The organism is Chloroflexota bacterium, from assembly GCA_026706485.1.
Classification (GTDB): Bacteria; Chloroflexota; UBA11872; order UBA11872; family UBA11872; genus JAJECS01.
Map to the genome: position 1 here is coordinate 42,418 of JAPOYR010000012.1, position 24,386 is coordinate 66,803.

At 66.3% G+C, this 24,386-nt stretch carries 15 protein-coding genes and 1 pseudogene; 11 read left to right on the forward strand and 5 right to left on the reverse strand.

Annotated elements, in window-relative coordinates; translation table 11 throughout:
* Positions 1-4 precede the first annotated feature (4 nt).
* Positions 5-2,476 (reverse strand): heavy metal translocating P-type ATPase, encoded by a 2,472-nt coding sequence (locus tag OXG79_13075; GenBank protein MCY3784699.1) that lies wholly within the window; start codon positions 2,474-2,476, stop codon positions 5-7.
* Positions 2,473-2,850, reverse strand: coding sequence for a metal-sensitive transcriptional regulator (locus OXG79_13080; protein MCY3784700.1), 378 nt, complete (start codon positions 2,848-2,850; stop codon positions 2,473-2,475). Before OXG79_13080 ends, OXG79_13075 begins: the two co-directional genes overlap by 4 nt.
* 400 nt (positions 2,851-3,250) lie before the next feature.
* On the opposite strand from OXG79_13080, the gene OXG79_13085 reads away from it, so the two are divergent.
* Genes OXG79_13085 through OXG79_13095 form a run of 3 tightly spaced genes read left to right on the forward strand, consistent with a single transcriptional unit; the run spans position 3,251 to position 8,540 of the window.
* On the forward strand, positions 3,251-5,488 hold the full coding sequence (locus OXG79_13085; protein MCY3784701.1) for a DUF2298 domain-containing protein: 2,238 nt from the start codon (positions 3,251-3,253) through the stop codon (positions 5,486-5,488).
* A complete protein-coding gene (locus tag OXG79_13090; GenBank protein ID MCY3784702.1) occupies positions 5,485-7,218 on the forward strand; it encodes a TIGR03663 family protein in 1,734 nt (577 codons plus the stop codon). Before OXG79_13085 ends, OXG79_13090 begins: the two co-directional genes overlap by 4 nt.
* Positions 7,215-8,540 (forward strand): NAD(P)/FAD-dependent oxidoreductase, encoded by a 1,326-nt coding sequence (locus OXG79_13095; GenBank protein ID MCY3784703.1) that lies wholly within the window; start codon positions 7,215-7,217, stop codon positions 8,538-8,540. The genes OXG79_13090 and OXG79_13095 overlap by 4 nt, the downstream gene beginning before the upstream one ends.
* 106 nt (positions 8,541-8,646) lie before the next feature.
* Here OXG79_13095 and OXG79_13100 read toward each other — a convergent pair whose 3' ends face one another.
* Positions 8,647-9,399 carry a 2-phosphosulfolactate phosphatase gene (locus OXG79_13100; GenBank protein ID MCY3784704.1) on the reverse strand — a complete coding sequence of 251 codons (753 nt, stop codon included), beginning with the start codon at positions 9,397-9,399 and terminating at the stop codon, positions 8,647-8,649.
* A 319-nt stretch (positions 9,400-9,718) separates the two neighbouring features.
* On the opposite strand from OXG79_13100, the gene OXG79_13105 reads away from it, so the two are divergent.
* From OXG79_13105 to OXG79_13125, 5 genes and pseudogenes are all read left to right on the forward strand, one after another.
* On the forward strand, positions 9,719-10,561 hold the full coding sequence (locus OXG79_13105; GenBank protein ID MCY3784705.1) for an LppX_LprAFG lipoprotein: 843 nt from the start codon (positions 9,719-9,721) through the stop codon (positions 10,559-10,561).
* Between the two features lie 92 nt (positions 10,562-10,653).
* Positions 10,654-11,850, forward strand: a pseudogene (locus tag OXG79_13110) (MFS transporter).
* A 351-nt stretch (positions 11,851-12,201) separates the two neighbouring features.
* Positions 12,202-14,274: a RecQ family ATP-dependent DNA helicase gene (locus OXG79_13115; protein ID MCY3784706.1), complete on the forward strand. Its 2,073-nt coding sequence runs from the start codon at positions 12,202-12,204 to the stop codon at positions 14,272-14,274.
* Positions 14,271-15,566, forward strand: a complete 1,296-nt coding sequence (locus OXG79_13120; protein MCY3784707.1) for a DNA-processing protein DprA — start codon at positions 14,271-14,273, stop codon at positions 15,564-15,566. The genes OXG79_13115 and OXG79_13120 overlap by 4 nt, the downstream gene beginning before the upstream one ends.
* A 94-nt stretch (positions 15,567-15,660) precedes the next feature.
* Positions 15,661-16,839 carry a zinc-dependent metalloprotease gene (locus OXG79_13125; protein ID MCY3784708.1) on the forward strand — a complete coding sequence of 393 codons (1,179 nt, stop codon included), beginning with the start codon at positions 15,661-15,663 and terminating at the stop codon, positions 16,837-16,839.
* Positions 16,840-16,889: 50 nt separating this feature from the next.
* On the opposite strand, the gene OXG79_13130 is transcribed toward OXG79_13125, so the two are convergent.
* Positions 16,890-17,186, reverse strand: a complete 297-nt coding sequence (locus tag OXG79_13130) for a hypothetical protein (protein ID MCY3784709.1) — start codon at positions 17,184-17,186, stop codon at positions 16,890-16,892.
* A gap of 205 nt (positions 17,187-17,391) precedes the next feature.
* Here OXG79_13130 and OXG79_13135 point away from each other — a divergent pair, with 205 nt between their 5' ends.
* Positions 17,392-19,176, forward strand: coding sequence for a nitrite/sulfite reductase (locus OXG79_13135; protein MCY3784710.1), 1,785 nt, complete (start codon positions 17,392-17,394; stop codon positions 19,174-19,176).
* Positions 19,177-19,547: 371 nt separating this feature from the next.
* A complete protein-coding gene (locus OXG79_13140; protein ID MCY3784711.1) occupies positions 19,548-20,354 on the forward strand; it encodes a hypothetical protein in 807 nt (268 codons plus the stop codon).
* 856 nt (positions 20,355-21,210) lie between these two features.
* Here OXG79_13140 and OXG79_13145 read toward each other — a convergent pair.
* Positions 21,211-22,830, reverse strand: a complete 1,620-nt coding sequence (locus OXG79_13145; protein MCY3784712.1) for an HNH endonuclease signature motif containing protein — start codon at positions 22,828-22,830, stop codon at positions 21,211-21,213.
* A gap of 797 nt (positions 22,831-23,627) precedes the next feature.
* Between OXG79_13145 and OXG79_13150 the strand changes: the two genes are divergently transcribed.
* Positions 23,628-24,383 (forward strand): phosphoadenylyl-sulfate reductase, encoded by a 756-nt coding sequence (locus OXG79_13150; protein MCY3784713.1) that lies wholly within the window; start codon positions 23,628-23,630, stop codon positions 24,381-24,383.
* The last annotated feature ends 3 nt before the right edge of the window (positions 24,384-24,386 follow it).

Genomic DNA, 24,386 nt, shown 5'->3' on the forward strand with positions numbered 1-24,386 from the left:
GCCGTCAGCCGGTAGCGGCGCTGAACCGCCGCAGGCGCAGCGAGTTCCCCACCACCGACAGCGACTCCAGCGCCATCGCCAACGCGGCCAGCATCGGATCGAGCTGCACGCCCAACACGGGGAAGAACGCGCCGGCGGCTAGCGGAATGACCAGGATGTTGTAGCCAAACGCCAGCGCCAGGTTCTCCTTGATGGTGCGCACCGTGCGACGGCTCAGCCGAACGGCCGCGAGCACGCCCCGCAGGTCGCTGCGCACCAGGGTGACCTCGCCCGCCGCCATGGCGATGTCGGCGCCGGCGCCCATGGCGATGCCCAGATCGGCCTGGGCCAGCGCCGGGGCGTCGTTGATGCCGTCGCCCGCCATCACCACGCGCGCGCCCTGAGCTTGCAGCTCGCGCACGACGGCCGCCTTTTCGTCGGGCCGCACGCGCGCGCGGACCTCGTCGATCCCAACCGCGCGCGCCACCGCCTCCGCCGTCTCCGGTCGGTCCCCGGTGAGCATCACCACGCGCAGATCCATGCGCCGCAGCGCGGCCACCGTCTCGGCCGCCTCGGGCCGCACCGTGTCGGCCACCGCCAGCATCCCGGCAAACCGGCCATCGATCGCGGCGTAGAGCGGCGTGTGACCCTGCGCCGCCAGCGCCGTGGCTTCGGATTCGTCGGAGCCAAGCCGCACGCCGGCCTGCGCCAGCAACTCCGACGTGCCGACGATCACCGGACGTTCCTCCACGATGGCCTGCACGCCGCTGCCGGTGACCGTGTGAAAGGCGTCCGCTCGCGGAATCTCGACGCCCCGAGCCCTGGCGCCGCGCACGATGGCGCGACCGAGGGGATGCTCCGAGTCGGCCTCGGCGCCCGCCGCCAGCCGGAGCAGCTCGGCCGGCGCGACGCCGTCGTGCGGGAGCACTTCCACCAGCTCGGGCTCGCCGTGGGTCAGCGTGCCGGTCTTGTCCAGCAGCACCGTGTCGATCTTGCCGGCCGCTTCGAGCGCCTCGCCGCTGCGGATCAGCACCCCGTGCTCGGCGCCTCGGCCGGTCCCCACCATGATGGCCAGGGGCGTGGCCAGGCCGAGCGCGCAGGGACAGGCGACCACCAGCACGGCCACGAAGCTCACCAGCGCGTGAGCCGCCCTGGGGTCGGGCCCAACCGCCGCCCAGACGGCCAATGCAGCCAGCGCAATCACAATCACGGCGGGCACGAACCGCCCGGCCACGCGATCCGCCAGCCGCTGCAGCGGCGCCTTGGTGGTCTGGGCTTGCTCCACCAGGCGAACGATCTGCGCCAACACGGACTCGCGGTCCACCGCCGTGGTGCGGATGCGCAGGCGTCCCGTGGTGTTGACCGTCGCCCCGACCACCTGGTCGCCGGCGCCCTTCTCCACCGGCACGCTCTCGCCCGTGATCATCGATTCGTCGACCGCCGATGCGCCGTCCACGACCTCGCCGTCGACCGGGATCTTGGCGCCCGGCGACACGTGGACGATGTCTCCGACCTGCACGCGGTCCAGCGAAGTCTCGACCCGCTCACCGTCGCGCTCGACCAGCGCTGTTGCCGGCCGCAAGTTCATGAGGCGCTTGATCGCGCTCGACGCCTGACCCTTGGCCCGCGCCTCGATCCAACGTCCGAGCAGCACCAGGCCGATGATGATCATGGCCGTGTCGAAGTGATGCATGGCGGCGCCGTTCGCCAGCAGCGAGGGCCAAATCGTGAGCACCAGGCTGGACCCATAGGCCGCGCTGGTGCCCACGGCGATCAAGGTGTTCATGTCGGCGCCGCCGCGGCGCAACGCCGTCCATGTCCCCCGATAGAAGCGCCAGCCGAGCACGAACTGCACCGGCGTCGCCAGCGCCAACTGCACGAACGAATTCGCAAATACCTCGGGCCGCCAGAGACCGGGGATATAGGTCGCGCCCGCCCAAAGCACCAGCAGACCCAGGCTCACGGCCGCGGCGGCCTGCCAGCCCAGCACCCGCTGCTCGCGTCGCCGGGCGGCGTCCCATGCGCCGACCTCGCGCTTGGCGGCGCCCTCCGCCGGCGATGCCACAAGCGCATACCCCGCCGCCTCCACCGCAGCGGCCAGGTCGGCGAGTGTCGCCGTGCCCCGAATCGCGCGCACCTGCGCCCGCTCCGTGGCCAGGTTGACCGCCGCCTCGAGCACGCCCGGCGCCTCACGCAGCGCGTCTTCCACGCGCGAGACGCACGAGGCGCAGCTCATACCGTCGATCCTCGGGTGCATCTCAGTGGTCGGCACGTCGTAGCCCGCCGCCTCAACCGCCGCCACGAGCGCCGCGGCGCCCGTGCGGGCCGGATCGAACTCCGCCGCAGCCGTTTCGGTGGCGAGGTTCACCGTCGCCGCCACCACCCCCTCGATGTCGGACAACGCCTCCTCGACGCGTCCCACGCACGAGGCGCAGGACATCCCATCAATCCGGAGCGTCACCTCGGTCGTTTCGCGCGCCGGCGCGGCGGTGGTCACGCCGGGGCCGCCTCTCTCGGCGCGGGCTGCGGGACCGGTCCGTCGCCGGCAAGGGCCTCGGCCACGCTCTCGAGGACTTCGCCGGTCGACGCGACACGACGCAGGTGTCCCGTTCCCTTCATAACGTCAAGCAGCTCGCGGATGACGCGCTCGCGCTCTGCGGGATCGTCGCTGCGGATGGCGGCGGCGACGCAGGTTTGGAGGTGGCGCTCGAGAATGGCGGCGTTGACCCTCTCGATGGCGCCCTGAATCGCCAGCGTCTGCTTGAGGATGTCCGTGCAGTAGGCCTCGTCCGCAATCATGCGCTCGACGCCGCGCGCGTGCCCCTCGATTGACCGCCAGCGATTGACAAGTCGCCGGGTCGCTTCGTCCATGGATTCACACTTTCTACCCCACCCCACCTGGGGTGCATCACAAACTTACGACAGTTGAAGCGTCCAAGGCAATGGACGCTTGTTTGCGGAGGCCCTCCGCCGTCACCCCGGCGAAGGCCGGGGTCCAGTCGCAGTCAAGGTGGGTGGCACGGGACTAATGCGACCCGACCCCGGCTCCCTGCCGTCGGAGACCTTCGCGTAACCCTCCGTCATTCCCGCGAAGGCGGGAATCCACCATTGACTGAATCTGGGGGCTGGTGGTATTCCTCCGACCGTCCTTCGTCCGACCGGATTCTGCAGAGGTCTCCCGTCGCGGGGACAGGCTCCGCCGGAATGACGGATGGACTCCACGGCGGCCCGTGCGCCCGACGTCTGACCGTCGCTAAGCGCGTGGCTATCCTTGACGCGGCGCGAGGCGTGCGCCGGGGCACGGAGGGCCGGACCGATCGATCAGGCGCTCTGGCTGCTTGCACTGGTCGCGTTCGCCGTGCTGGGGGTGCCCTGGGCGCGCTTGGCCTTCGGACGGCTGACTACCCGCGGACTCGCCCTCGCCGCCCCCGTCGGGTTCTTCCTGTTTCACTACGTCGCCTGGCTCGGGCTGTTCACCGGCTGGTTCCGCAACGGCCAGCTCTACGCCTGGGCCGCGCTCGCCGTCTTCGCGGCCGTCACGGTGGTGCTGGCCTGGCTCATGGAGGCGGACCTGCGCGAGCTCTGGCCCCGGCGACGGGTTTGGGTGTGGGGCGTGGCGGCGCTCCTCGTCACCTACGGCGTCGGGGTAGGGATGCGCTGGCTCAACCCCGAAATCGCCGGCACCGAAAAGCCCATGGACCTCGCGCTGCTCAGCGCCACCATGCGGAGCACGGCCTTCCCACCGCTCGACCCGTGGTTCGCGGGCGGGACGATCAACTACTACTACCTGGGCTACTCGATGGGCGGCGCGCTGGCGCACCTGGCCGGCGCCACGCCCGCCGTGGCCTACAACTTGTACCTCGCCACGCTGCTGGCCCTGCTGGTGGTGGGCGTCGGCTCGGCGGCCTACGACCTGGCCGCCATGCTCGGCGCCGGGCCGCGGCGCGCGCTGCGGGCGGCGATCGGGTCGGTGCTCGTCGGGGTCGTCGCCGGAAACCTGGCGATCACGCGCGCCGTGGTGACCGAGGAGTTTCGCGGCCAGACGGGCTTCTGGCCCGGCATTGGGTGGAACGCCTCGCGGGTCATCGAGCGGCAGCCGGTCGACGGTGTGGCCGACAAGACGATCAACGAGTTCCCGGCCTTTTCCTTCATCCTCGGCGATCTCCACCCCCACGTCATGGCACTGCCCTTCACCGTCGTGGCCGCCGGCCTGGCCCTGCAGGGCGTCGCGGCCTGGTGGAGGCCCGGCGCTGTCAGGGGCTGGACGCCGTGGGCCGGCACGTTGTTGGCGGGACTTGTGGTCGGCGGCCTCTACGGGCTCAACGCGTGGGATCTGCCGACCTACCTCGTCCTCGTCATCGGCGCGGCGCTTCTGGCGCACCTGGCCGGGCCGGGGGCTCGCGCCTGGGGCCGGCTGCTCGCCCACGCGGCACTGATGGTCGTGGCTGCGGCCGTCGCCTGGCTTCCGTACAGCCTCAACGTCACCCTGCTCAGCGAGGGACTGGGAGTGGTGCCCACGCGCACGCTGGCGCTGCACTTCCTGCAGGTCTTTGGTCTGCTGGGACTGCTCGCCGTGGGCGGGCTGGTCGCGCTGCTGGCGGATGGCTCGCGGTCGACGCGGGCCTGGCTCGGCGCGAGCTTGGTCGTCGCGGCGCTGGCCGTGCTGGTCACGGGCGGGGAAATCGTGGGAGTCCTCTTAGTCGTGCTGGCCCTTGCGGCGGCGGTGATGGGGCGGCGGCAAACCGCGCTGGGACCGTTTGCCATGGGCCTTCTGATTGCGGCTGCGGTCGGCCTGATGCTGGTGGTCGAGCTGGTGCATGTGGACGACTTTTTCGGACCGCCCTATGTCCGCATGAATACCGTATTCAAGGTGCACTACCAAGCCTGGGCGTTGCTGGCGATTGCCGCGGGTCCGGCGCTGCTGGTCACCTGGCGCAAACTCTCCGACGCCGGCGGCGCGGGGTGGTCGGTGGTCCGCGCCGGCTATGCCAGCGTGGTCGCGGTGCTGCTGGTGCTGGCGCTGAGCTACTCCGCGGTCGCCCTGCGTGACAAGGCGGCCGACAGTGAGGTCAGCGGCACGATTGACGGTCTGGCGCTGGCCGAGCATCTGCACGCCGACGATCTGGCGGCGGCGCGCTGGCTGGCGCGAAACGCGGGGGACGCGGCCGTCGTTCTGGAAGCGCCGGGTACTCCGTACAGTGAGATGTCACGCATCGCAACGTGGTCGGGCGTGCCGACCGTGATCGGCTGGACGCAGCATGAACAGCTCTGGCGCGGAAGCATTCCCGACATCGGCGAGCGCGCCGAGGACGTCGATCGAATCTATGCCACGTCGGATGCCGCGGAAGCCGTGCAACTCATGCGCCGCTACGGCGTGACGCACGTGGTGTTCGGTCGCATCGAGCGGGCGCGCTACGACGCCGAGGCGGCGTCTCGCCTCCGCGCCTACCTCGAGCCAGTGGCGCAGTTTGGCGGCACCATGATCTTCGCGGGTCCGGCGGCTCCGTGACCGGCGAGCAAACCCTGGAAGTCGGGCGATCGGACGAAATCCGCGCTTGGCTGGCGGGTCCCGCGGGCTTCGGGCTGAGCCGCGGCGAGGTGCTGCTGTACCTCGCGATTCTGGCGCTGGCGGCCGGACTGCGGTTCTACGACCTCGGCGAGCGGACCTTTCACCACGACGAGGCCATTCACGCCAAAGAATCCGTGGAGATGATCCGCGGCAAGCAATACCGCTACGACCCCGCCTATCACGGGCCGCTGCTGTATTTCACCAACACGCTGTTCTTCATGGCGGTGGGCCACGACGACGTCACGGCGCGCGTGATCCCGGCCCTGGTCGGCGTGGCGACGGTGGCGGCGCTGATTTTGCTGCGTCCCGAGCTGGGACGCGTCGGTACGCCGCTGGCGATGACCGCCATGACGCTCTCGACGGCGTTCCTCTACTACTCGCGGTTCGTTCGCAACGACATCTACGTCGCGCTGTTCACGCTCGTGCTCGTCGGGGCGCTGGTGCGCTACATGGCCCAGCCGCGCCGCCGCTGGATCTATATCGCCTGGGTCGCGCTGGGGCTCTCATTCGTCACCAAGGAAAACACCTACATCCACGGCGTCCTACTGGTCGGGCTGCTGGCCGCGTTCGGGCTCGTGGCGTGGGCCGCGGCGCGCCGCCCGTCGCGGCAGGCCTTGCCGGTGGTGGGCGCGATTCACTCGGCCATGACCCACCTGCGCCGCGACGCGGAGCACCTCGTCTACGGCTTCCTCATCTTCGTGCTCATCGCGTTCCTCTTCTACACCTCCTTTCTGACAAACCTCACCGGATTTCGCGACGCCTTCGTCGACTCGGTGAACTATTGGGCGGGCGTGCACGAGTCCGAGCGCGTCAACCAGCCGTGGTTCTACTACCCGATGTTTCTCCTGGTCTACGAGCCGTTCGCGTTGCTGGTGGGCGCGTTCGCACTCACCCGCCTGACCACGGCGCGCACGCCGCTGCCCTGGATCCTGGCCCTGTGGGGCGTCGTCGGCATGGGCATCTACTCGACGCTCGGCGAGAAGGCCCCCTGGCTGGTGCTGCACGTCATGTGGCCCTTCCTGGTGCTGGCAAGCTGGTACGCCGGACGGCGGCTGGAATCGGGCCAGCCGGCCATCCTGCGCGCCGCCATGGCCGTCATGGTCGTCGGTCTATTCGCCTGGACCGTGCGCTTCGGCGTGCCGACCACCTACGAGCGGGGAGACGTGCCCATCGACTTCGTCATGTATGTGCAAACGTCGCCGGACGCGCTCAAGGGCGTCGCCGCCATCGAGGCCTCCGGCCAGGCCACCGGGGACGCGAACTACGTGCGGGCGGTGGTCGAAAACGAATTCGCCTGGCCGCTGGCGTGGTACCTGCGAAACTACCCCAACATCGCCTATGAGAAGGAAGTGACCTTGGAGCAGGCGCTCAGCTCGCAAGTTGTGCTGCTGAAGAAAGAAACGTCGGCGCACCTGCGCCTGGATACCCACGGCTATTCCTCGGAAGTCCTGCCGCTGCGGCGCTGGTTCCCCGAGTTCGCCTACCGCGGCTGGACCATTGGGTTTCTGGGCAAGTTCCTCAACGATCCCACGGCCCGCCAGACCTTTTGGGAGTGGCTCGTCCTGCGCGAGCGAACGCCGGTGCCCATCGGCAGCTTTGACTACGTGTTGCACATCCGCGACGGCATGGACATGCAGTCCGTCCAGCCCGTCGGCGAGGCGCTCAAGTGAAGATCGCCATCGTCGGCGCCGGGATCACCGGGCTCACCTTGGCCTACCTGCTCCGAAAACGCGGGCATGCGGTCGAGGTGTTCGAAGCCGGCGGCGCGCCCGGCGGGGAGTTGGCGACGGTCGAGGTCGGCGGCGAGCCCATCGAGCGCTTCTATCACCACCTGTTCACCCACGACCGCTTCATGATCGGGCTGTGCGAGGAGCTCGGCATCGCGGATCGGCTGGACTGGCACGAGCCGCTGATGGGCTTCTACGCCGGCGGGCGGGTGCATCCATTCACCTCGCCGCTCGATCTGCTGCGCTTTGGGCACCTGTCGCTGCCGGCGCGCGTGCGGCTCGGTCTTGGAACCGTCCTCCTGCAGCGCCGCCGCAGCTACGCCGCGTTCGAGGACCGGACGGCCGCCGAGGTGATGCCCCGCTACACCGGGCGCGAAGCCTTCGAGAAGATCTTCCGACCGCTCCTCGAGGCCAAGTTCGACCGCCATTGGGAAGGCGTGTCCATGGCCTGGATGTGGGCGCGGCTCATGTCGCGCGCCCGCACCCGCACGCCCGACAAGCGCCGCGAACGCCTGGGCTACTTCCGCGGCGGGTTCCGCGTCGTGGTGGACGCGCTGGCGCGCACGATCACTGAACGCGGGGCGGCGCTGCATCTGCGCTCGCCGGTCCAGGAGGTCACCATCGGATCGCCCGGAGCGCCGGCGCTACGGGTCGGCGGCCAGGCCGTGGACGCCGACGCCGTGGTGGCGACCGTGGGCCTGCCGATCATCCGGCGCATCCTGCCCGAGGAGCGACGCGATTTCACCAACTCCCTGGCGGCCACGAACTACGTCGGCGCGTGCGTGGTGCTGATGGAGATCGAGCGCCAGCTTTCGGAGTACTACTGGACCAACATCGGCGACCGCAGCCTCCCCTTCGCCGGGCTGATCGAGCACACCAACATGGTCGAGCGCGAGCGCTACGGCGGACAGCGGTTGCTCTACGTCAGCAACTACCTGCCGCCCGAGCATGAGTTCTTCCACATCGACGACGACGCCCTGATTGGCCGCTTCGTCGAGCCGATTCAACGGGTCTTCCCGCGCTTCGCCCGCGAGCAGATCGGGCGCTCCTGGGTTTCGCGCGATCCGGTGGCGCAGCCGGTGATCGCGGCCGGATACCAGCGCCGCAAACCCGCCTATCGCTCGCCCATTCCCGGCTTCTACATCTGCAACACGTCGCAGATCTATCCGGAGGACCGGGGCACCAACTACAACGTGCGCATCGCCCGCGAATGCCTGGAGGTGCTCGACGGCGACGCGCCCGAGTTGACGAGCCGCCAAGCGTAGGAGTCGGAATGTAGGGGCGCCCCTGGTGGCGCCCGTCCGACCCACCGGGCCGCTCTGCAGAGGTAGGGGCGGGTTTCAAACCCGCCCGTCCGCCAGATGCCTCCAGTCAGCCATCCTCCAGCAGCCGCAGCTGACCCTCGCCACCTAACTCCGGCACCGCCGACGAAGCGTCAAGCACCGCGCTGTAGGGGACGTCGTCCCACAGCCCCACCTCGACCAACGCCTGCGCGCTCTGCGACTCCGCCAGCGCCGCTTCCGCGTCCGGCTGAGACCGCGCCACCCGCAGCGCCACGATCGCTGTCTCGTCCAGCTCCACTTCTGGCCGAAGCTCCAGGATGCGCGCCACGATGACCCCCGCCGTATAGACGTCGTCGAGGGCAAGCGTCCCCTCCTTGCCCGCGCACACCACCGTCATTGATCCGGCCGCTCCCGCCTCTTCCACGAGGCATCGGGCGACGGCGCTGCAATTGCGCAGCGCGCCCACGAATGTCTTTCGGGCCGTCGACCAGCGGCGCAAGGCATTGGTGCCGTTGGTGGTGACGAAGATCGCCCGCCGGCCCGCATAGGCGCCGGCGGCCACCTCCCGCGGCGAGTTGCCGAAGTCGTAGCCCTGGGGCCGAAGTCCGCCCTCCTCGCCGCCCAGCAGCACCCCGGTTCCCAGCCGCACCGCCGCCGCTCGGGCCGCCGCATGATCGGCTGCCAGCCAAACCTCGGGATCGCCGGCCCCGGCCAGCTCGACGAGCGTGGTGGAAGCGCGAATCACGTCGACCACCGCGCACACGCCGACCGGATCGGGCTCGATGACTTCCGGCAGCAACGCCACGCGCAGCCGCGCCGCGGTGGAGGCGGGGCTATTCATCGACCAATGTCACCAGTGCGCGGTGTGGATTGAGGCATGTCCCCCGAAAGTAGCCGATGGCAACCATGGCGCGAGTGAGGTGCACGGTGCGCCGGTTGACGCTCCCCAGTGGTCGCCGGCGGCGGATTTCGACACTGATAGCGCCGCCGTGGTGGCTTATGTAGTATTCGCTACGAAATGGCACGCGCCCCCGGCATGGCCGGGGGCTGGCATGCCGCTTCGCGGCCGCCGCCGCCGACATCACAGCCAAACCTGGAGGCAAGCGCCAATGTTGACTACCGCTGCCCGAATCCGTGTTCCCTCCGGTTGGCGGCCCCGGATGCCCCGTCGCATCGCCCAAGGCGGGCTGTCGCTGCTGGTCATCGGCTGTTTGGCCGTTGCCGCATTCGCCTGCGGCGAATCCGAATCGGAGGCTGCGCCCGCCCAGGAGGCCGCACCCGCCCAAGCGGCCGCAGCCACCGCCGCCCCTGAGCCAACCGCAGCGCCCACCCCGACTCCTGCTCCCACGCCCACCCCAACGCCAACTCCCGCCCCTACGCCGACGCCCACGCCGACGCCATTGACCGAGGCCGACGTCCTCCAGCGCGCGGGCGCCGTGATGAGTGCCGCCAAGACGTTCGATTTCTCGCTGACCCATGAGGTGGGCACCAGTGAGTTCCTGCCCGGGCTGGCGGTCGAGGAGGTGAAGGGCCAGCTGGAGATTCCCGACAAGCTGAGGGTCGAGTTCTCCGGCCTGTTCGGCGACATCCCCATCCAGGTCGAGCTCATCAAGATCGGTGACTTGCACTACATCACCAACCCGCTCACCGGCGTGTGGGAAGAGGTCCCGGCGGCGAACTCGCCAGTCGGCTTCTTCAGGCCCGAGGAGGGGATCGCCGCGGTGATGTCGTCGATCGCGGCCACCTTCGACGGCCCGGAGGGCGATGTCTACAGTCTCTCGGGGACCCTGCCCGCCAGCGCCTTCGCGGCGCTGATCGGGGACACCCTGGTGGACTCCGTCGTTGACGTGAGCATCGAGATTGACGCGGACAGCTTCCATCTGACCAAGATCCGGTTCGCCGGACAGGTCAGCCCCCTGGACGACCCAAGCGTCGTGCGGATTGTCGAGTTGTCGCGGTTCGGCGAGTCCGTTTCCATCGAGGCCCCCGACACCGGTTCCTAAGGAGCCCGTGGTCCACGGAGCACGGCCCCGAGGGAAGGCCATGAGCGCGTGCCTGCCCCGCATTCGCCGTTGGCAGCCGGCGAGGTCGTAGCGTGTTCCGCGTCTCCCCCTACATCGCGCTCATCCCCGTCTGTCTAGGCGTATTTGTCGCCGCCGACGACCAGACGGTGATGGTCACCGTGCTGCCGGACATCATGTTCGACTTCCGCATTCCGCCCATCGAGCTTGACTACGCCTCGTGGACCATCACCGCCTACCTCCTGGGCTATGTGGCCGCGATGCCGCTGATCGGCAGCATGTCCGACGCCTTCGGCCACCGCCGCATGTTCGCCATCGCCACGGTGTTTTTTATGATCTGCTCGGTGGTGGCCGCCCTTTCGCCCAGCCTGCCGTTTCTCATTGGCATCAGGGTCTTCCAGGCCGTGGGCGCCGGTGCGATGCTGCCGATCGCGATTGCGGTCGTCGGCGACCTGTTCCCCCGGGGGAGCCGCGGCATCGCGCTCGGCATCGTGGGTGGCTCGGCGGAGGCGGGGGGCGTCATCGGTCCCCTCTGGGGCGGCCTAGTCGCGCGCTTTCTCGACTGGCCCTGGGTGTTCTGGATGAACGTGCCGCTCGGCGCGCTCGTCCTGATCGCTCTCTTCCTGCTCCTCGGCCCGAGTCCGCGGTTCAAGTCCTCGCTGGACTACGTGGGCGGGTTCTTCATCGCCGTGGCCCTGGCGTCCCTGACGCTCGCGCTCTCCCGCATTGATCGGCTGGACCTGGGGATGCTCGGGCTCCTCGCGCTCACGGCCGTGGCCCTGATCGCGTTCATCTACCGCCAGCGGACGGCGGCGGTCACCCTGCTCCCCAACTCCATGTTCCGCAGCCGCACCGTTGTGATGGCCAACGTGGCCCATTTGATGGTCGGCGTGTCACTGATCATCGGCATGGTCACCATCCCCATCATGACCACCTATCTGATCGGCCACTCGCCGCTCGAAGGCGGACTCCGGCTCATGCGCATGACGGTGGCGATGCCGTTCGGGGCGGTGCTCGGCGGGCTCGCCTGCCAGCGCATCGACTACCGGATCCCGAGCGTGATCGGCCTGATCCTCGTGGCCATCGGCTACGCCTTCATGACCACCTGGGACCTGAGCGTCGCCGACCCCCAGCTCACGATCCACCTCGCGCTTGCCGGACTGGGGTTCGGCTTCCTCATTGCTCCCATAGCCCTGGGCGCCACCGAGCCCGTCGGCCACGGCGACCGCGGCTCCGCCGCCGCCGCGGTCACGTCGATGCGATTGGTGGGCATGACGCTCGGCCTCGCGGCGATCACGGCCTGGGGATCCCAGCGCTTCTCACTGCTCGTGGCCGGCATCCCCATGCCCGTTCCCCAGGAAGGCGAGGCGATTGAAGTCTCGCGCCAACGGGTCGCCGAGTTCCAAGAAACCCTCACCAACATCGGCATGGACGTGTTCGTCACGTTCTTTGCCGTCGCGGCCGTAGTCGCCGCCCTGGGCATCCTCCCCGCCTTCCTCATGACCTGGAACCGCACCCGCAGCCGGAGGCCCCGCAACACCCCCAGACCGCGTGAGCGACGATGCGAGGCACTCTGTCGAGCTGCTGCGGATAGCGTGCGACCCGTTGGGGAAGGCTGGACAGTGACCTACGACCCGCGGCGCGCACTTGAACTGCTCCGGCTGGGCACGCAGCAGCCGCACGCGATTTTTCGCGAGGGCCAAGAGGAGTCCATCCGCCATGTCGTTGAGGGCTGCGGACCGCTTCTGCTGGTGCAGAAGACCGGCTGGGGCAAGAGCAACGTCTACTTCATCGCGGCGAAACTTCTGCGCGAGGCGGGGCAAGGGCCGGCGCTCCTCATTTCGCCGCTGCTGGCGCTGATGCGGAATCAAATCGAGGCGGCCAAGCGCATGAGCGTCCGTGCGGCCACGATCAACTCCGACAACAGAGACGAGTGGGAAGTTGTCGAGGCGCAGATTCGCCGTGACGCTATCGACGTGCTGCTCATCTCGCCTGAGCGGCTGGCCAACGAGCGCTTCGTCCAGGATGTGCTGGCTCCCATGTCCGACCGGATCGCCCTGCTGGTGATCGACGAGGCGCATTGCATCTCGGACTGGGGCCACGACTTTCGACCGGACTACCGGCGCATTGAACGGATCATCGGAACGCTGCCGCCAAACCTGCGACTGCTGGGAACGACGGCCACCGCCAACGACCGTGTGCTGGAGGACCTGAGGGGCATGCTTGGCCCGCGTGTCATTGTGCAGCGGGGCGGGTTGGCCCGACCGTCGCTGCTGCTCCAGACGATACGTTTGCCCAATCAGGCCCAGCGCCTCGCTTGGCTGGCTGAGCGGCTGCGCGAGGTGCGTGGCAGCGGCATCATCTACACCCTGACCGTCCGGGACGCGGAGCGGGTGGCCGCTTGGCTGCAATCACGCGGATTCGCTGCGGCGGCGTATACGGGACAGACGGGAGATCGCCGGCCGGAGTTTGAGCAGGCGCTGCTGGACAACCGGGTCAAGGCACTGGCGGCGACCACGGCGCTGGGTATGGGATTCGACAAGCCTGATTTGGCTTTCGTCTTCCACTACCAGGCGCCGGGGTCGGTGATTCACTACTACCAGCAGGTGGGCCGTGCTGGCCGGGCGCTGGATGCGGCCTACGGCGTGCTGCTTAGCGGTGATGAAGACACGGACATCACCAGCTACTTCATTCGCTCCGCGTTTCCGACGCGACACGAGGTAGCGGAGGTGCTGGGGGCTCTAAAGGATGAGCCCGACGGCCTCTCGGTTCAGGAACTCACGCACCGCGCGAACATCAGCCCAGGTCGAATCAGGAGCACGCTCAAACTGCTGTCGCTTGAGTCGCCCGCTCCAATTGCCCTCGATGGCAGGCGGTGGCAACTCGTGGCGACCGAATTGACGGACGCGTTTTGGGAGCGAGTGGAACGCTTGACGGCCCTGCGCTATCGGGAACAGGCGCAGATGCAGGAGTATGTGGATCTGCCTGCGGGTCACATGGAGTTTCTGATCGATGCGCTTGATGGGGAGTCCAGCGCTTTCACGCCGCCGCGGATCGAGCCGCTGTCAAGCACAGTCGACCCCAGACTGGTACGAGAAGCGGTGGCCTTCCTCCGCCGCACCGACTTCCAGATTGAGCCGCGCAAGCGCTGGCCAACTGGCGGACGGCGTGACGTGCAGCAACGTCTGGTAATCCCCCAGGACCTTCAAGCTGAATCCGGGCGAGCGCTGTGCCTGTGGGGGGATGCTGGCTGGGGAGAGCTGGTTCGACATGGGAAGTACCAAGACCAGCGCTTCCAGGATGAGCTGGTGGATGCCTGCGCGACGCTGGTACGCGAGTGGAGGCCGGTACCCGCGCCTATGTGGGTCACTGCCATTCCTTCGCGGCGGCGTCCTACGCTTGTGCCGGACTTCGCCGAGCGCTTGGCCAAGGAATTGGGTCTTCCATTTCATGTCGTGCTTGGGCGTATGCGCGATCATCAGGAACAGAAGGAGATGGAAAACAGCGCCTATCAAGCTCGCAATGTCTGGGAGTCGTTGGTCGTGAGCAATGCGCCCCCGCCTGGCCCCGTGCTTCTCGTGGACGACATCGTGGACTCCCGCTGGACGATGACCGTGGCGGCGTACAAGCTTCGATCCGAAGGAAGTGACGAAGTCTTTCCCATGGCGCTTACTCTGGCGGGCGGTGTCGCGTGATCAGCGAGCTTTCGGCCAACACTCAGGCCATTCTCTTGCTGACGGCGCCGCTGATCGTCGGTCGGCGCACCCCCGCAGCCGAAGTGTTGCAGCCGCGCGAGTACAACAAGCTCGCCCAACTCCTCCACGAATACAGCCGGGAGCCAGCCGATCTGCTGAGTCCCGAGGCATCCCGGTTACTGAACGATGATTGGCTACGCGCCCAAATTGACTCGGACAGGGTCGGCCAGCTACTCGCCAGGGGTTTCCTGCTTAGCCAGGCGGTCGAGCAGTGGCAGCAACGGGCGATCTGGGTGTTGAGCCGCGCCGACGACCAATACCCCCAACGGTTGAAGGTGCGTTTGGGAAGCAAAGCGCCCGCCATCCTCTATGGCTGTGGCGACCGAGACATCCTGGACTCCGGCGGCTTGGCCGTCGTCGGCTCGCGACACGTGGACGACAAACTTCGAGCCTACGCGGCGGGGGTCGGTGAACTCGTCGCCAACGCCGAGTGGACGCTTGTATCCGGCGGCGCGCGGGGAATCGATCAGGCGTCCATGCGGGGCGCGCTCGAAGCCGGGGGGCGGGTCGTGGGCGTGCTGAGCAACGACCTGCAGCGGGCGGCGCTGCGTCGCGAGCACCGTGAGGTGCTGATGGACGGACGGCTAGCGCTGATTTCGCCCTACGACCCCTCGGCGGGCTTCAACGTCGGCAATGCGATGCGGCGCAACAAACTGGTCTACGCCCTTGCCGATGCGGGGCTCGTTGCGAGCTCGGATCACAAGAAGGGCGGGACCTGGGCCGGCGCGGTTGAGCAACTCGATGAGTTGAAGCTCGTGCCGGTCTATGTGCGGTCAGGCTCGGACAAGGCGCTTCAGGCGCTCATCGACAAGGGCGCCTATCCGTGGCCGGATCCTCAAACGCCGGAAGAGTTTTGGGACAAGCTCGATTCGTCGGTGCCTGCGTCCGGGCAGCCCGAGCTCCCCATTGAGACGAGCGACGAGCGCATGGAACACGACGCCGTGCGCCCAGAATCGGAGGCGCACGATGAGCCAGCGGATTTGGCGGTCGCACGCGGTGCGCCGGACGAGATGCTCTTTGCCAAGGTTGCCGAGTTAGTGATCGAAATGACCACGCCTACCCCCAAGTCGTTGGACGAGATCACGACCGCCCTTGGAGTCTCCAGGCCCCAGGCCACGGCCTGGCTGAAGCGGCTGGTCGGCGAGGGCAAGCTGGAAAAACAATTGCGCCCTGCCCGCTACCAGCCGGTGACGCAGGCGACTCTGCTGCTCGATCAGCCCGAGGACTCCTGAGGATTCCGGCCTAGATCGACAGCTCGGGGGGCTGCCGCGCTGGCCCGTGCCGTACGCTGGCGGGCCAGGCGAACAGTCGGAGTAAGCGACGGCCATGGCGGCTGGACGGCGGTTGGGGTTGCTGGCGGTGGCGGTGCTGGCCGCGGCCGTGGGCGGCGTGGCGTTGGCGGGGCGCGGGCAGCGGACCACGCTGGTCAACTGGTCGCTCACGCGGCGCTTGGCGCTGCGGCTCGCGGACGCACCGGGCGAGCCGGCGCCAGCGCCCGAGCTCACCGCCGCCTACACGGACCTCGTCGCCCGCAGCTATGCCGCGGTCAGCGACTACACCCAGGCGCCGATGCCGCCAACGATGGATTCCGTGCAGGTGCTGCGGCGCGGGGACTGGATCGGCGCCAACCTGGCCAACTTCCGGCGCATCCTGCGACCGGTCATCGAGGCCTACGACCACGCCCAGGTCGGCGGCGGCGTGGGCTCCCGGGTGCTGGGCGTCACCACGCAGGCCGGCGTCTCCGCGCAACTGGGAGTGCTCCTGGGGTTCTTGGGCCGGCGAGTCTTGGGCCAATACGACATTCCCCTCCTCGATCCCGAGCCCCGCCCCGCCGCGATCTACTTCGTGGACGCCAACTTGCAAGCCGTGGCGGCCCGCGCGGGCGTTCCGGTCGAGGACCTGCGGCTGTGGGTGACGCTGCACGAGGTCACGCACGCCTTTCAGTTCAACGCGGGGAACCCGCCCTGGCTGCACGGCTACATGTCCGGCCTGCTCCAGGACTACCTGGAAGAAGCCGTGGTGACGCTGGGAGAGCACGGCGAGCTGCGCGCGCGGCTGAGCGCAGCGGTTCAGGAATTCCAGCGCGGTGGGCTGCGTCAGTCCGGCTGGCTGCGCCTGGCGTTGTCACCGCGGCAGGTGCGCACCATCGAGCAGATCCAGGCCCTGATGACCGTCGTCGAGGGCTACGGCAATCACGTGATGCACGCCACCGGCGCCCGCCTGATTCCGGGCTACGCCCACCTGGCCCGGCGCATGAAGGCCCGCGAGCGCTCGCAGGCCACCTGGGTGCGGCTGCTCACGCGGGCGCTTGGGCTCGACATGAAGCTCGAGCAATACCGCATCGGCGAGGCGTTCGTGGACGAGGTGGTGACACAGCGCGGCATAGCCTTCGCCAACCGGCTCTGGGAAGGCCCGGAGCACCTGCCGACGCTAGCCGAGACGCAGGACCCCGCCGCCTGGATGGCCCGCGTAGAGGCGGCGAGCCCGGCGGACGCGAGCCTGTAACCGGCAGGCAGCGCTGCTGGGTAGGGGGCAATGTGAGTTGCGGGCCTGTGTTACTGCTTCCGCACGATCCACCGAACAAAGAGCCATGCCGCGAAAGCGGTCACCGTGACCCAAAGCACGACCTGAACGGCCCCGACGTTGAACGGCATCAATGGGCCGCTGTTGAACGGCCCCAACGCGCCGATGAACTGTTGCTGCCAGACACCACTCAGGACGGCAACCACCACCATTGCGAGCAAACTCAACACCAGCCAACAAAGGCAGAGGCCGATCCCTATGCCGAAGCCGGCCTTGATCCAGTACCGCAACGATGGGCGATCAGGGTCGGCAGGCGGCGGATGGGTCATGAATCGCCTCCCGGGCCACCCCGGGAATATCGAGAAACTCTGGGAGCCATATCAAAGTAACCCACTACCTGCTGCCGGCTACCTTTGGCGCACGGCGTTCCGGCCTGTAGACTTCCCGCACCCGGTCAATCAACCACCCCGGGTCGGTCCATCTGGCAGAATCAGTCACACAGCAGGGGCCGAGGCGCGCCTGGAGGCTTGTGCAATGGCAGTCACGCATTCGACCGACACGCCTGGGCACGTCATTCCCATCAGTGACGAAGAGTTCGAGGACTTCGACACCGAGGCCACGGCGTTCCTGCGCGGTCAGCGCGATTCGGACCTCTACACCGGCTTTCGGCTGAAGCAGGGGGTCTACGGGCAGCGCCAGGCCGACGTCCACATGATCCGGGTCAAGCTGCCGTTCGGCGGCGTGTCCGCCGATCAGCTCGACGCCTTCGCCGAAGTGGCCGAGCGGTTCGCCCCGCTCAAGAAGGGCCACATCACCACGCGCGAGAACGTGCAATATCACCACGTGCCCCTGCCGTTGGCGGCCATGGCGATCCGCGTGCTGGGCGACGCCGGGCTGTCGAGCCGCGAGGCCTGCGGCAACACCGTGCGCAACGTCACCGGCGACCCCTGGGGCGGCATCTGCAACGACGAGGTCTACGACGCCACGCCCTACGCCGGCGCTTTCGTGCGCTACTTCGTGCGCCACCCGCTGACGCAACTCCTTCCGCGTAAATTCAAGGTCGCCTTCACCGGCTCCGAGACCGACCGCGTCGTCACCGACATCCACGACCTGGGCTTCATCTCGCAGGTCCGACATGAAGACGGAAAAGAAGTCCGCGGTTTCCGAATGGTCACCGGCGGCGGACTCTCCATCATGGCCAAGCGCGCGTTCGTGCTCTACGACTTCGTGCCGCTGACGGAGTACCTGCGCGTCTCCGAGGCCGTGCTGCGCATCTTCGAGCGCTCCGACGACCTGCGCCGCAACCGCGCCAAGGCCCGCATCAAGTTCCTGGTCCATCGCGTGGGCATCGACGCCTTCCGCGAGATGGTCGAGGAAGAACTGAAGGGCGACTGGGCCAAGCGCGACTACCCGCTCGACGACCTGGTGTACCTGGACGACGAAGCCGCCGACGCGCCCGCGCTGAATGGCCACGTGCCGAACGTTGCCGAGGCCGACCGCGACATGTTTGAGCGGTTCATGCGCTCCAACGTGCAGGCGCAGATTCAAGAGGGCTTCGCCGCCATCGAGGTCAAGGTCAACCGCGGCGACCTCTCGCCCGAGCAGTTCCGCGGCCTGGCCACCATCCTGCGCACCTACGGATCCGGGCGCGCTCGCACCACCCCCTGGCAGAACATCGTGCTGCGCTGGATTCCGCAAAACCGCGTCTACGACGTCTGGCGCGAGCTCTACGCGATGGACCTGGGGAACCCCGGCGCGCTGGAGATCACCGACGTCGTGGCCTGCCCCGGCACCGACAGCTGCAAGCTCGGCATCACCTCATCCATGGGCCTCAATCGCGCCGTGCAGGGCAAGATCGAGGAGATGAACATCCAGGACCCGCTCACGCGCCAGATCCTGGTCAACATGAGCGGCTGCCCCAACTCCTGCGGCATGCACCACGTGGGAAACATCGGCTTCCACGGCGCGGCCATCAAGAGCGGCGACCGGCAGGTGCCGGCCTATCACGTCTTCGTCGGCGGCAACCGGCGCGCCGGCGAGCCCATGAAGCTCGGCACGCTGCTGCGCACGCGGCTCCCGGCCAAGCGCGTCCCGCTGGCCGTCGAGCGCCTGATCCTCGACTACGAAGACAACCGCGAGGAAGACGACGAGCCGTTCAACGACTACGTCGACCGCCTCGGCAAGGTCTATTTCAACGAGTTGCTCAAGGACCTCGCGCTGCCGCCCGAGTTCACCGACGAGAACCGGGAACACTTCGTGGACTGGGACCGCGACCGCCTCTACGTCCTGGAGCGCGGCGAAGGCGAGTGCGCCGTCTAGGACGGTCCGCCCGCGGTCATTCCGAGCGCACGCGAGGAATCTCAGACGTTCGATCGCGGCCCGCACGGGTGGACTCCGCGTTTCTGATTCCGCAAACCCTTGCGACCCTCCTCCGTCATTCCCGCGAAGGCGGGAATCCACCCTTGATTGAACCTGGGAAGGGATTGCCCGGTGGCCCAGGCTGCGGGCAGCCTGGGAGCTGCAACCTCGGCCGCAGTTTGACTGCTCAGCTGGCCGAGCCTTTTCGTGCCCGAGTTGACTTGCCAGCCGGTGACACCGATAGTTCGGGCTAATACTCCCCGCCGTCCACTGCCTTCCGGTGGTGAACTGGCGGGGCTTTGCTGCCTTCAGCGCCGCGATTGAAGACTCAAATGGCTCCTCCAAACCCGAAGCGACAGAAAGAAGCCCGAAGAGTACTTGATGAACTGTTCGATCGGCCCGACAAGGTATCAGTAATCCACTACTCCTGTGAGAGCTTCTACAACCGCCAAGACGGTAGCTCACCTAGAATCACATCAGTCGCTGTGCGCCGCCTTGACTATGGTCATACGGCTTCATTCTCGATTCACCAAACGGCTGAGATTCGGAGAATTCCGTTCGACAGAATCACAGACCATTATGACGATCTGGAAAAGGAGATGCTAGGACGCCTGTCTGCCTACTTTGATAGGTCTATGGAGATGACCTATTTGCATTGGAACATGAGAGATTCCAACTATGGGTTTCAGGCTATTGAGCATCGATTCCGGGTCTTGCATGAGCACGGATGCGAGCCACACGTAGTCGACGACAAGTCGAAGGTAGACTTGTCCCGGCTATTGTACGATATTTATGGTGCAGATTATATCGCCCACCCAAGACTAGCGGTATTGTCGCATAAGAATGATATCATGCCGCTTGACTTCCTGCCCGGAGCACAAGAGGCTAGCGCTTTCGAAGAAAAAGACTTCGCCGCCTTACATATGTCCACCCTAAGGAAGGTGGAAGTCATCGCTAAAATTGCCGTGCGAGCTCACGACCGGAACTTGAAGACAGATGCGACATGGTGGGATATGCGCGGTGGACGAATAGTGGCTAGTCTCACTTGGCTTGGAGAGCACCCGCTACTCACCGTAGCCCTGGGGATCGTAGGTGTTGCTTCGCTTGTGCTGGCGATGGTTTGTATGTTTTGGCCGTAGGTGTGGCTGTAGGATGACGGAGCAGAATATCGTGAGAGGCATGGGTTCGGTTGCGGTGGTGTTGCTGGTGTGTGCGGGCTAGGTCGGTCTCGGAAGAAATTGAGCCCAGGCGGCTTCCATACGTGTGGTGGTTCGGAGTGGGCGATCGTGCAACCGTGCGGTGCCCGTCACGCGGCGAATGGATGAAATGGCGGGCAGCCGGCCAGCACGTAGCCCGCGGCAGACAGGCCCACAGCCCACCACAGAGCGTTGGTAAATCGGCGCGCTTGCCACTGCGATCGGTAGTCACTTATATCGGCGTGGATCAAGGACTGTCCTAGCCTGGGGGCTTCGTCTAAGCGGTGATAGCGTGGGGTGCCGTGGTCATCCCAACGAATGAGACGCGAGGCGACCGACAGCGCTAGGCGTGCGACATTGATACCGCGCTGATTGGCAGGAAAGACGCGCGGCGCGTATCGTTCGAAGTCTCGAAGCAGCGGCCCAATGCCAGGCCTCACGGCATCAGCTAGGAGATGTTTCGCGGCTACGAAGTAAGATCGCCGTGTGATTCGGAGCTCTGCTGGATATCTCTGCAGATATCGGTCGAGGCGGCCGGATTCTTCAGTACGGAATTGAACTGTCGGCAAGCTCCAATACGTCTGAAAGTATTTCCAACCATAGCAGCCGGCACAACTTTTCCATCCGTCTGGGGCATGGCAGGAACACTTACACGCAAAAGGGGCACACGCATAGAGGCCCTCAATCTCGGCAGTGCTTGGTTCCCTCGTTACCATTCGCATGGGAGCTCTGGGCGCGGGCAGGTGGTCGGGGCTAGCGTCAGCCATTGGGCTCGCTGTATCGAGTCGTGCTCGACAACCTACTCGTCGCCCCGAATCATCTCAAGCAGGTCAAGGCCCCCCGACGGCATCACGCGGGCACCCTCTGGCGTGTCGCCGGAATCGAAGATTTCGGCCCAGTAGTCATTGTTTCGTTTGGTGCCAAACAGCGAAAGCGACAAGTCTTTGTTTACCCAAAGCGGAAGACGCTTGAGGGCACCGATGAAGTTTCTGATATTGCCCCAACAGACCTCAGGCACTTCCCGTTGAAATACTCTGTTGTCGTCGGTCACTGGCCGCCCTGTATTCAAGAAGTATTGCAGCACAACAGAACGCGATAACCTCACCCAATTGTGAAGAATCTCTTCCTTTGACATCCGGAATGCGCGAAGGTGATCCTCCGCAATGTCACTCCCCTTCTGAACATCAATCTCTATTCGCCGTGTTCCGCGGTTAGGGTCAAATTGACCTAGATATATTTCATCAGCGACCATATTCATCAGCCTGACAATCTGATCAATCTCCAATTGGCGCGGGTTTGCTCCATCCTCAAACTTATAGTTGAATGGTGTTGGCAGCATTCGCGGATAGATGAAGAATTGGTAAAATGTTCTCTCGATAGCACTGTAACTTAGCGGCCTGCCGGTACTACGGCCTCCGTACTCTATGTAGTCTCGCAGCTTATTCTTTGGGTCCATGGTGATGCTGTCACGCACTCGGTCGAGGACGTATCTCTGCATCTGGCGTCGCTCGCCCTTGAAGTGGTTTACGAGGTCTTGTTCCGAGAAACTCTCGTCATCGGGGTTGAGGCGGCGTTCTTCACGATATCGGTCGATCCGATTGCTCAGTATGGAGCTTCCCAAACTTCGCTGTACGGATTTGTCGAAAGCGACCTGCCGCAGGGTGGTTCCGGCATTGGTGTTGGCTGTCAGAAGGACGTCAGTGTCGGGGTCGACGAAGACCCTGACTGGTAGGGTGCGGGCACCTAGGAGAATCTGGGCGGCAGCCTTGTGCTGGCCGTCGAAGAGCTTGACCTTGACGTGGTCGCCTTGAGTTGTGTCGATCCAGCCGAGTGATATATGGAGTTGCGGCAGTCCCTTGTAGAACTCCACGACGAGTTTTCGCAAATTGACGCCAATTGCACGTGGGTTTATGTGGTCGTCATGATGCAAGTATTCTATTGGGAGGTTGATGAATGATGAACGAAAGCCGGAAATCTTGTCCGTATAGATCGGGAAGCATTCGATTTCATGGGATCCTACGAGCGGGTAGGAGGTCTTAAGTGACTCGCCGCTCAACGTCACTGCCAGATCGTGTTTACCGCCTCCATAGTGCGCCAGGAGATCCCCAAGGTTGAATGAGCGGTCATCTTGAGCCGATTGGTCCGCAAGGCTGCTGAATCTGGCAAGAACTCGGGCCACTCGGAGATCGCTGGCCTGCTTTGATCGGTTGCAGCGGTCGTGGGTGAGGGCGAAGTTCTCCGGAGAGTCTTTCCCGCCGGCACTGGTCGGTTCGATGTGGTCGACGTCAATCGCGGCGGCGTGAAGCACTAAGTCAATGGGCTTGCCGCAAATGAAACAGTTTCCGCCCTGGGACTCGTGAAGCTTCTTGCGTAGATCGTTTTGTTCGTCGCTGGATAGGCGGCCCAGGAAGAGTGCCACGGAGTAACTGCTCTCGTCGCCCGGCTGTGTCGTCGCGCAGGCGTCAGGATTGAGGGGCGGGGATTCTATCGCCGAGGGGTGTGGCACTGCAATGGTCTAGAGCGTTGCCGGCTAAGGATTGAGCCCTTCAGTGTCCTCCCCCGTGCCGCCCGCGCTGCGGCTCGCAACTTCCAGAGGCAGCCCGTGTCGCGGCCGTGCTACGGTGCGCGCCCAATGCAGCCCCCCCAAGCCCCGCCGCCTCAAGTACGAGCCGCTTCGCGCCCACCTGGCCGAAATCGCCGGTCCTGAATGGCAAGGCACGTTCGCCGATGTCGAGCGCATTATCGGCGCAAGGCTCCCGCCGTCGGCTCGAAATGCGAACAGCGCAGTTTGGTGGTCGAACTCAAACGGTCACGTGCAGGCGGAAGCCTGGCTGGCGGCGGGCTGGCGAAAGCACCGCGTAGAAGTTGATAGGGAGCGGGTCGTATTCCGGCGGACAGAACCCGAGCCCAATCCTGCGACGCCGTTCGAGCAGGGCAAGTGCGGTGCTCCCTTCCAGCCGTCAAGGGATCAAGAGAGGACTAGCTATCGCGAGGCATACCTCGCTGGTGCGCTCACGCGCATAGCCAGTGCGCTCGAAGGAATAGCAGAAGCGATCAAGGTACGGTAGGAGAGCCGCACCGGGTGAGGCTGGCGGCGATCTCGATGTCCCGCAAGGCTACTTTGGGGCTCTTGGCGCGCAGCGATTGCCCTCCATTCTTGATAAACCCGATCAACTTTATATACTTACCCTCCCTGTAGGTTCCGCATGGTGACTGATGGCGCTGTCCGCCCAGGCCGTGGCAGACGTCGAGCTGCCAGATTCCCAGCCGACCGCCGATTCGGCTGAGATCGAGGCCGCCGCGCGACGCCTCGAGACGGCGGCGCCCGAGGACGTCCTCCGTTGGACGGTCGAACGGTTCGGTTCCGACGTGGCGGTCTCCTGCTCCTTCGGCGGCCCCAGCGGCATCGTGTTGGTGGACATGCTGGCTCGGCTGGCGCTGCTCGACCAGGTCGACGTGTACGTCGTCGATACAGGGCTGCTGTTCCAAGAAACCCACGCGCTGCGCGCCGAGGTCGAGCGCCGCTATGGCTTCACGGCCACGGTCTTCGCGCCGGCCCTGAACCTGGAGGAGCAAGCCGCGGCCCACGGCGACGCCCTGTGGACGCGCGACCCGAACGCCTGCTGCGCCATGCGCCGCGTGGCGCCCAATCGAGAGGCGCTCAGCCGGCGGGGCGCCTGGATCGCCGGGCTCCGCCGCGACCAGTCGCCCACCCGCGCGAACACGCCGGTGGTGGCCTGGAACGACCGTCACGACCTCGTCAAGGTCGCGCCGCTGGCGAACTGGACCGAAGCCATGGTCTGGAACTACGTCCGCCGCTACGACATACCCGTCAACGCCCTCCACGCCCAGGGCTACCCCAGCCTCGGCTGCACCCCTTGCACCACCCCGGCCCGCGATGGCGAAGACCTCCGGGCCGGACGCTGGCGCGGCTCCGACAAGACCGAGTGCGGGCTGCACTGGCAAATCTGACGC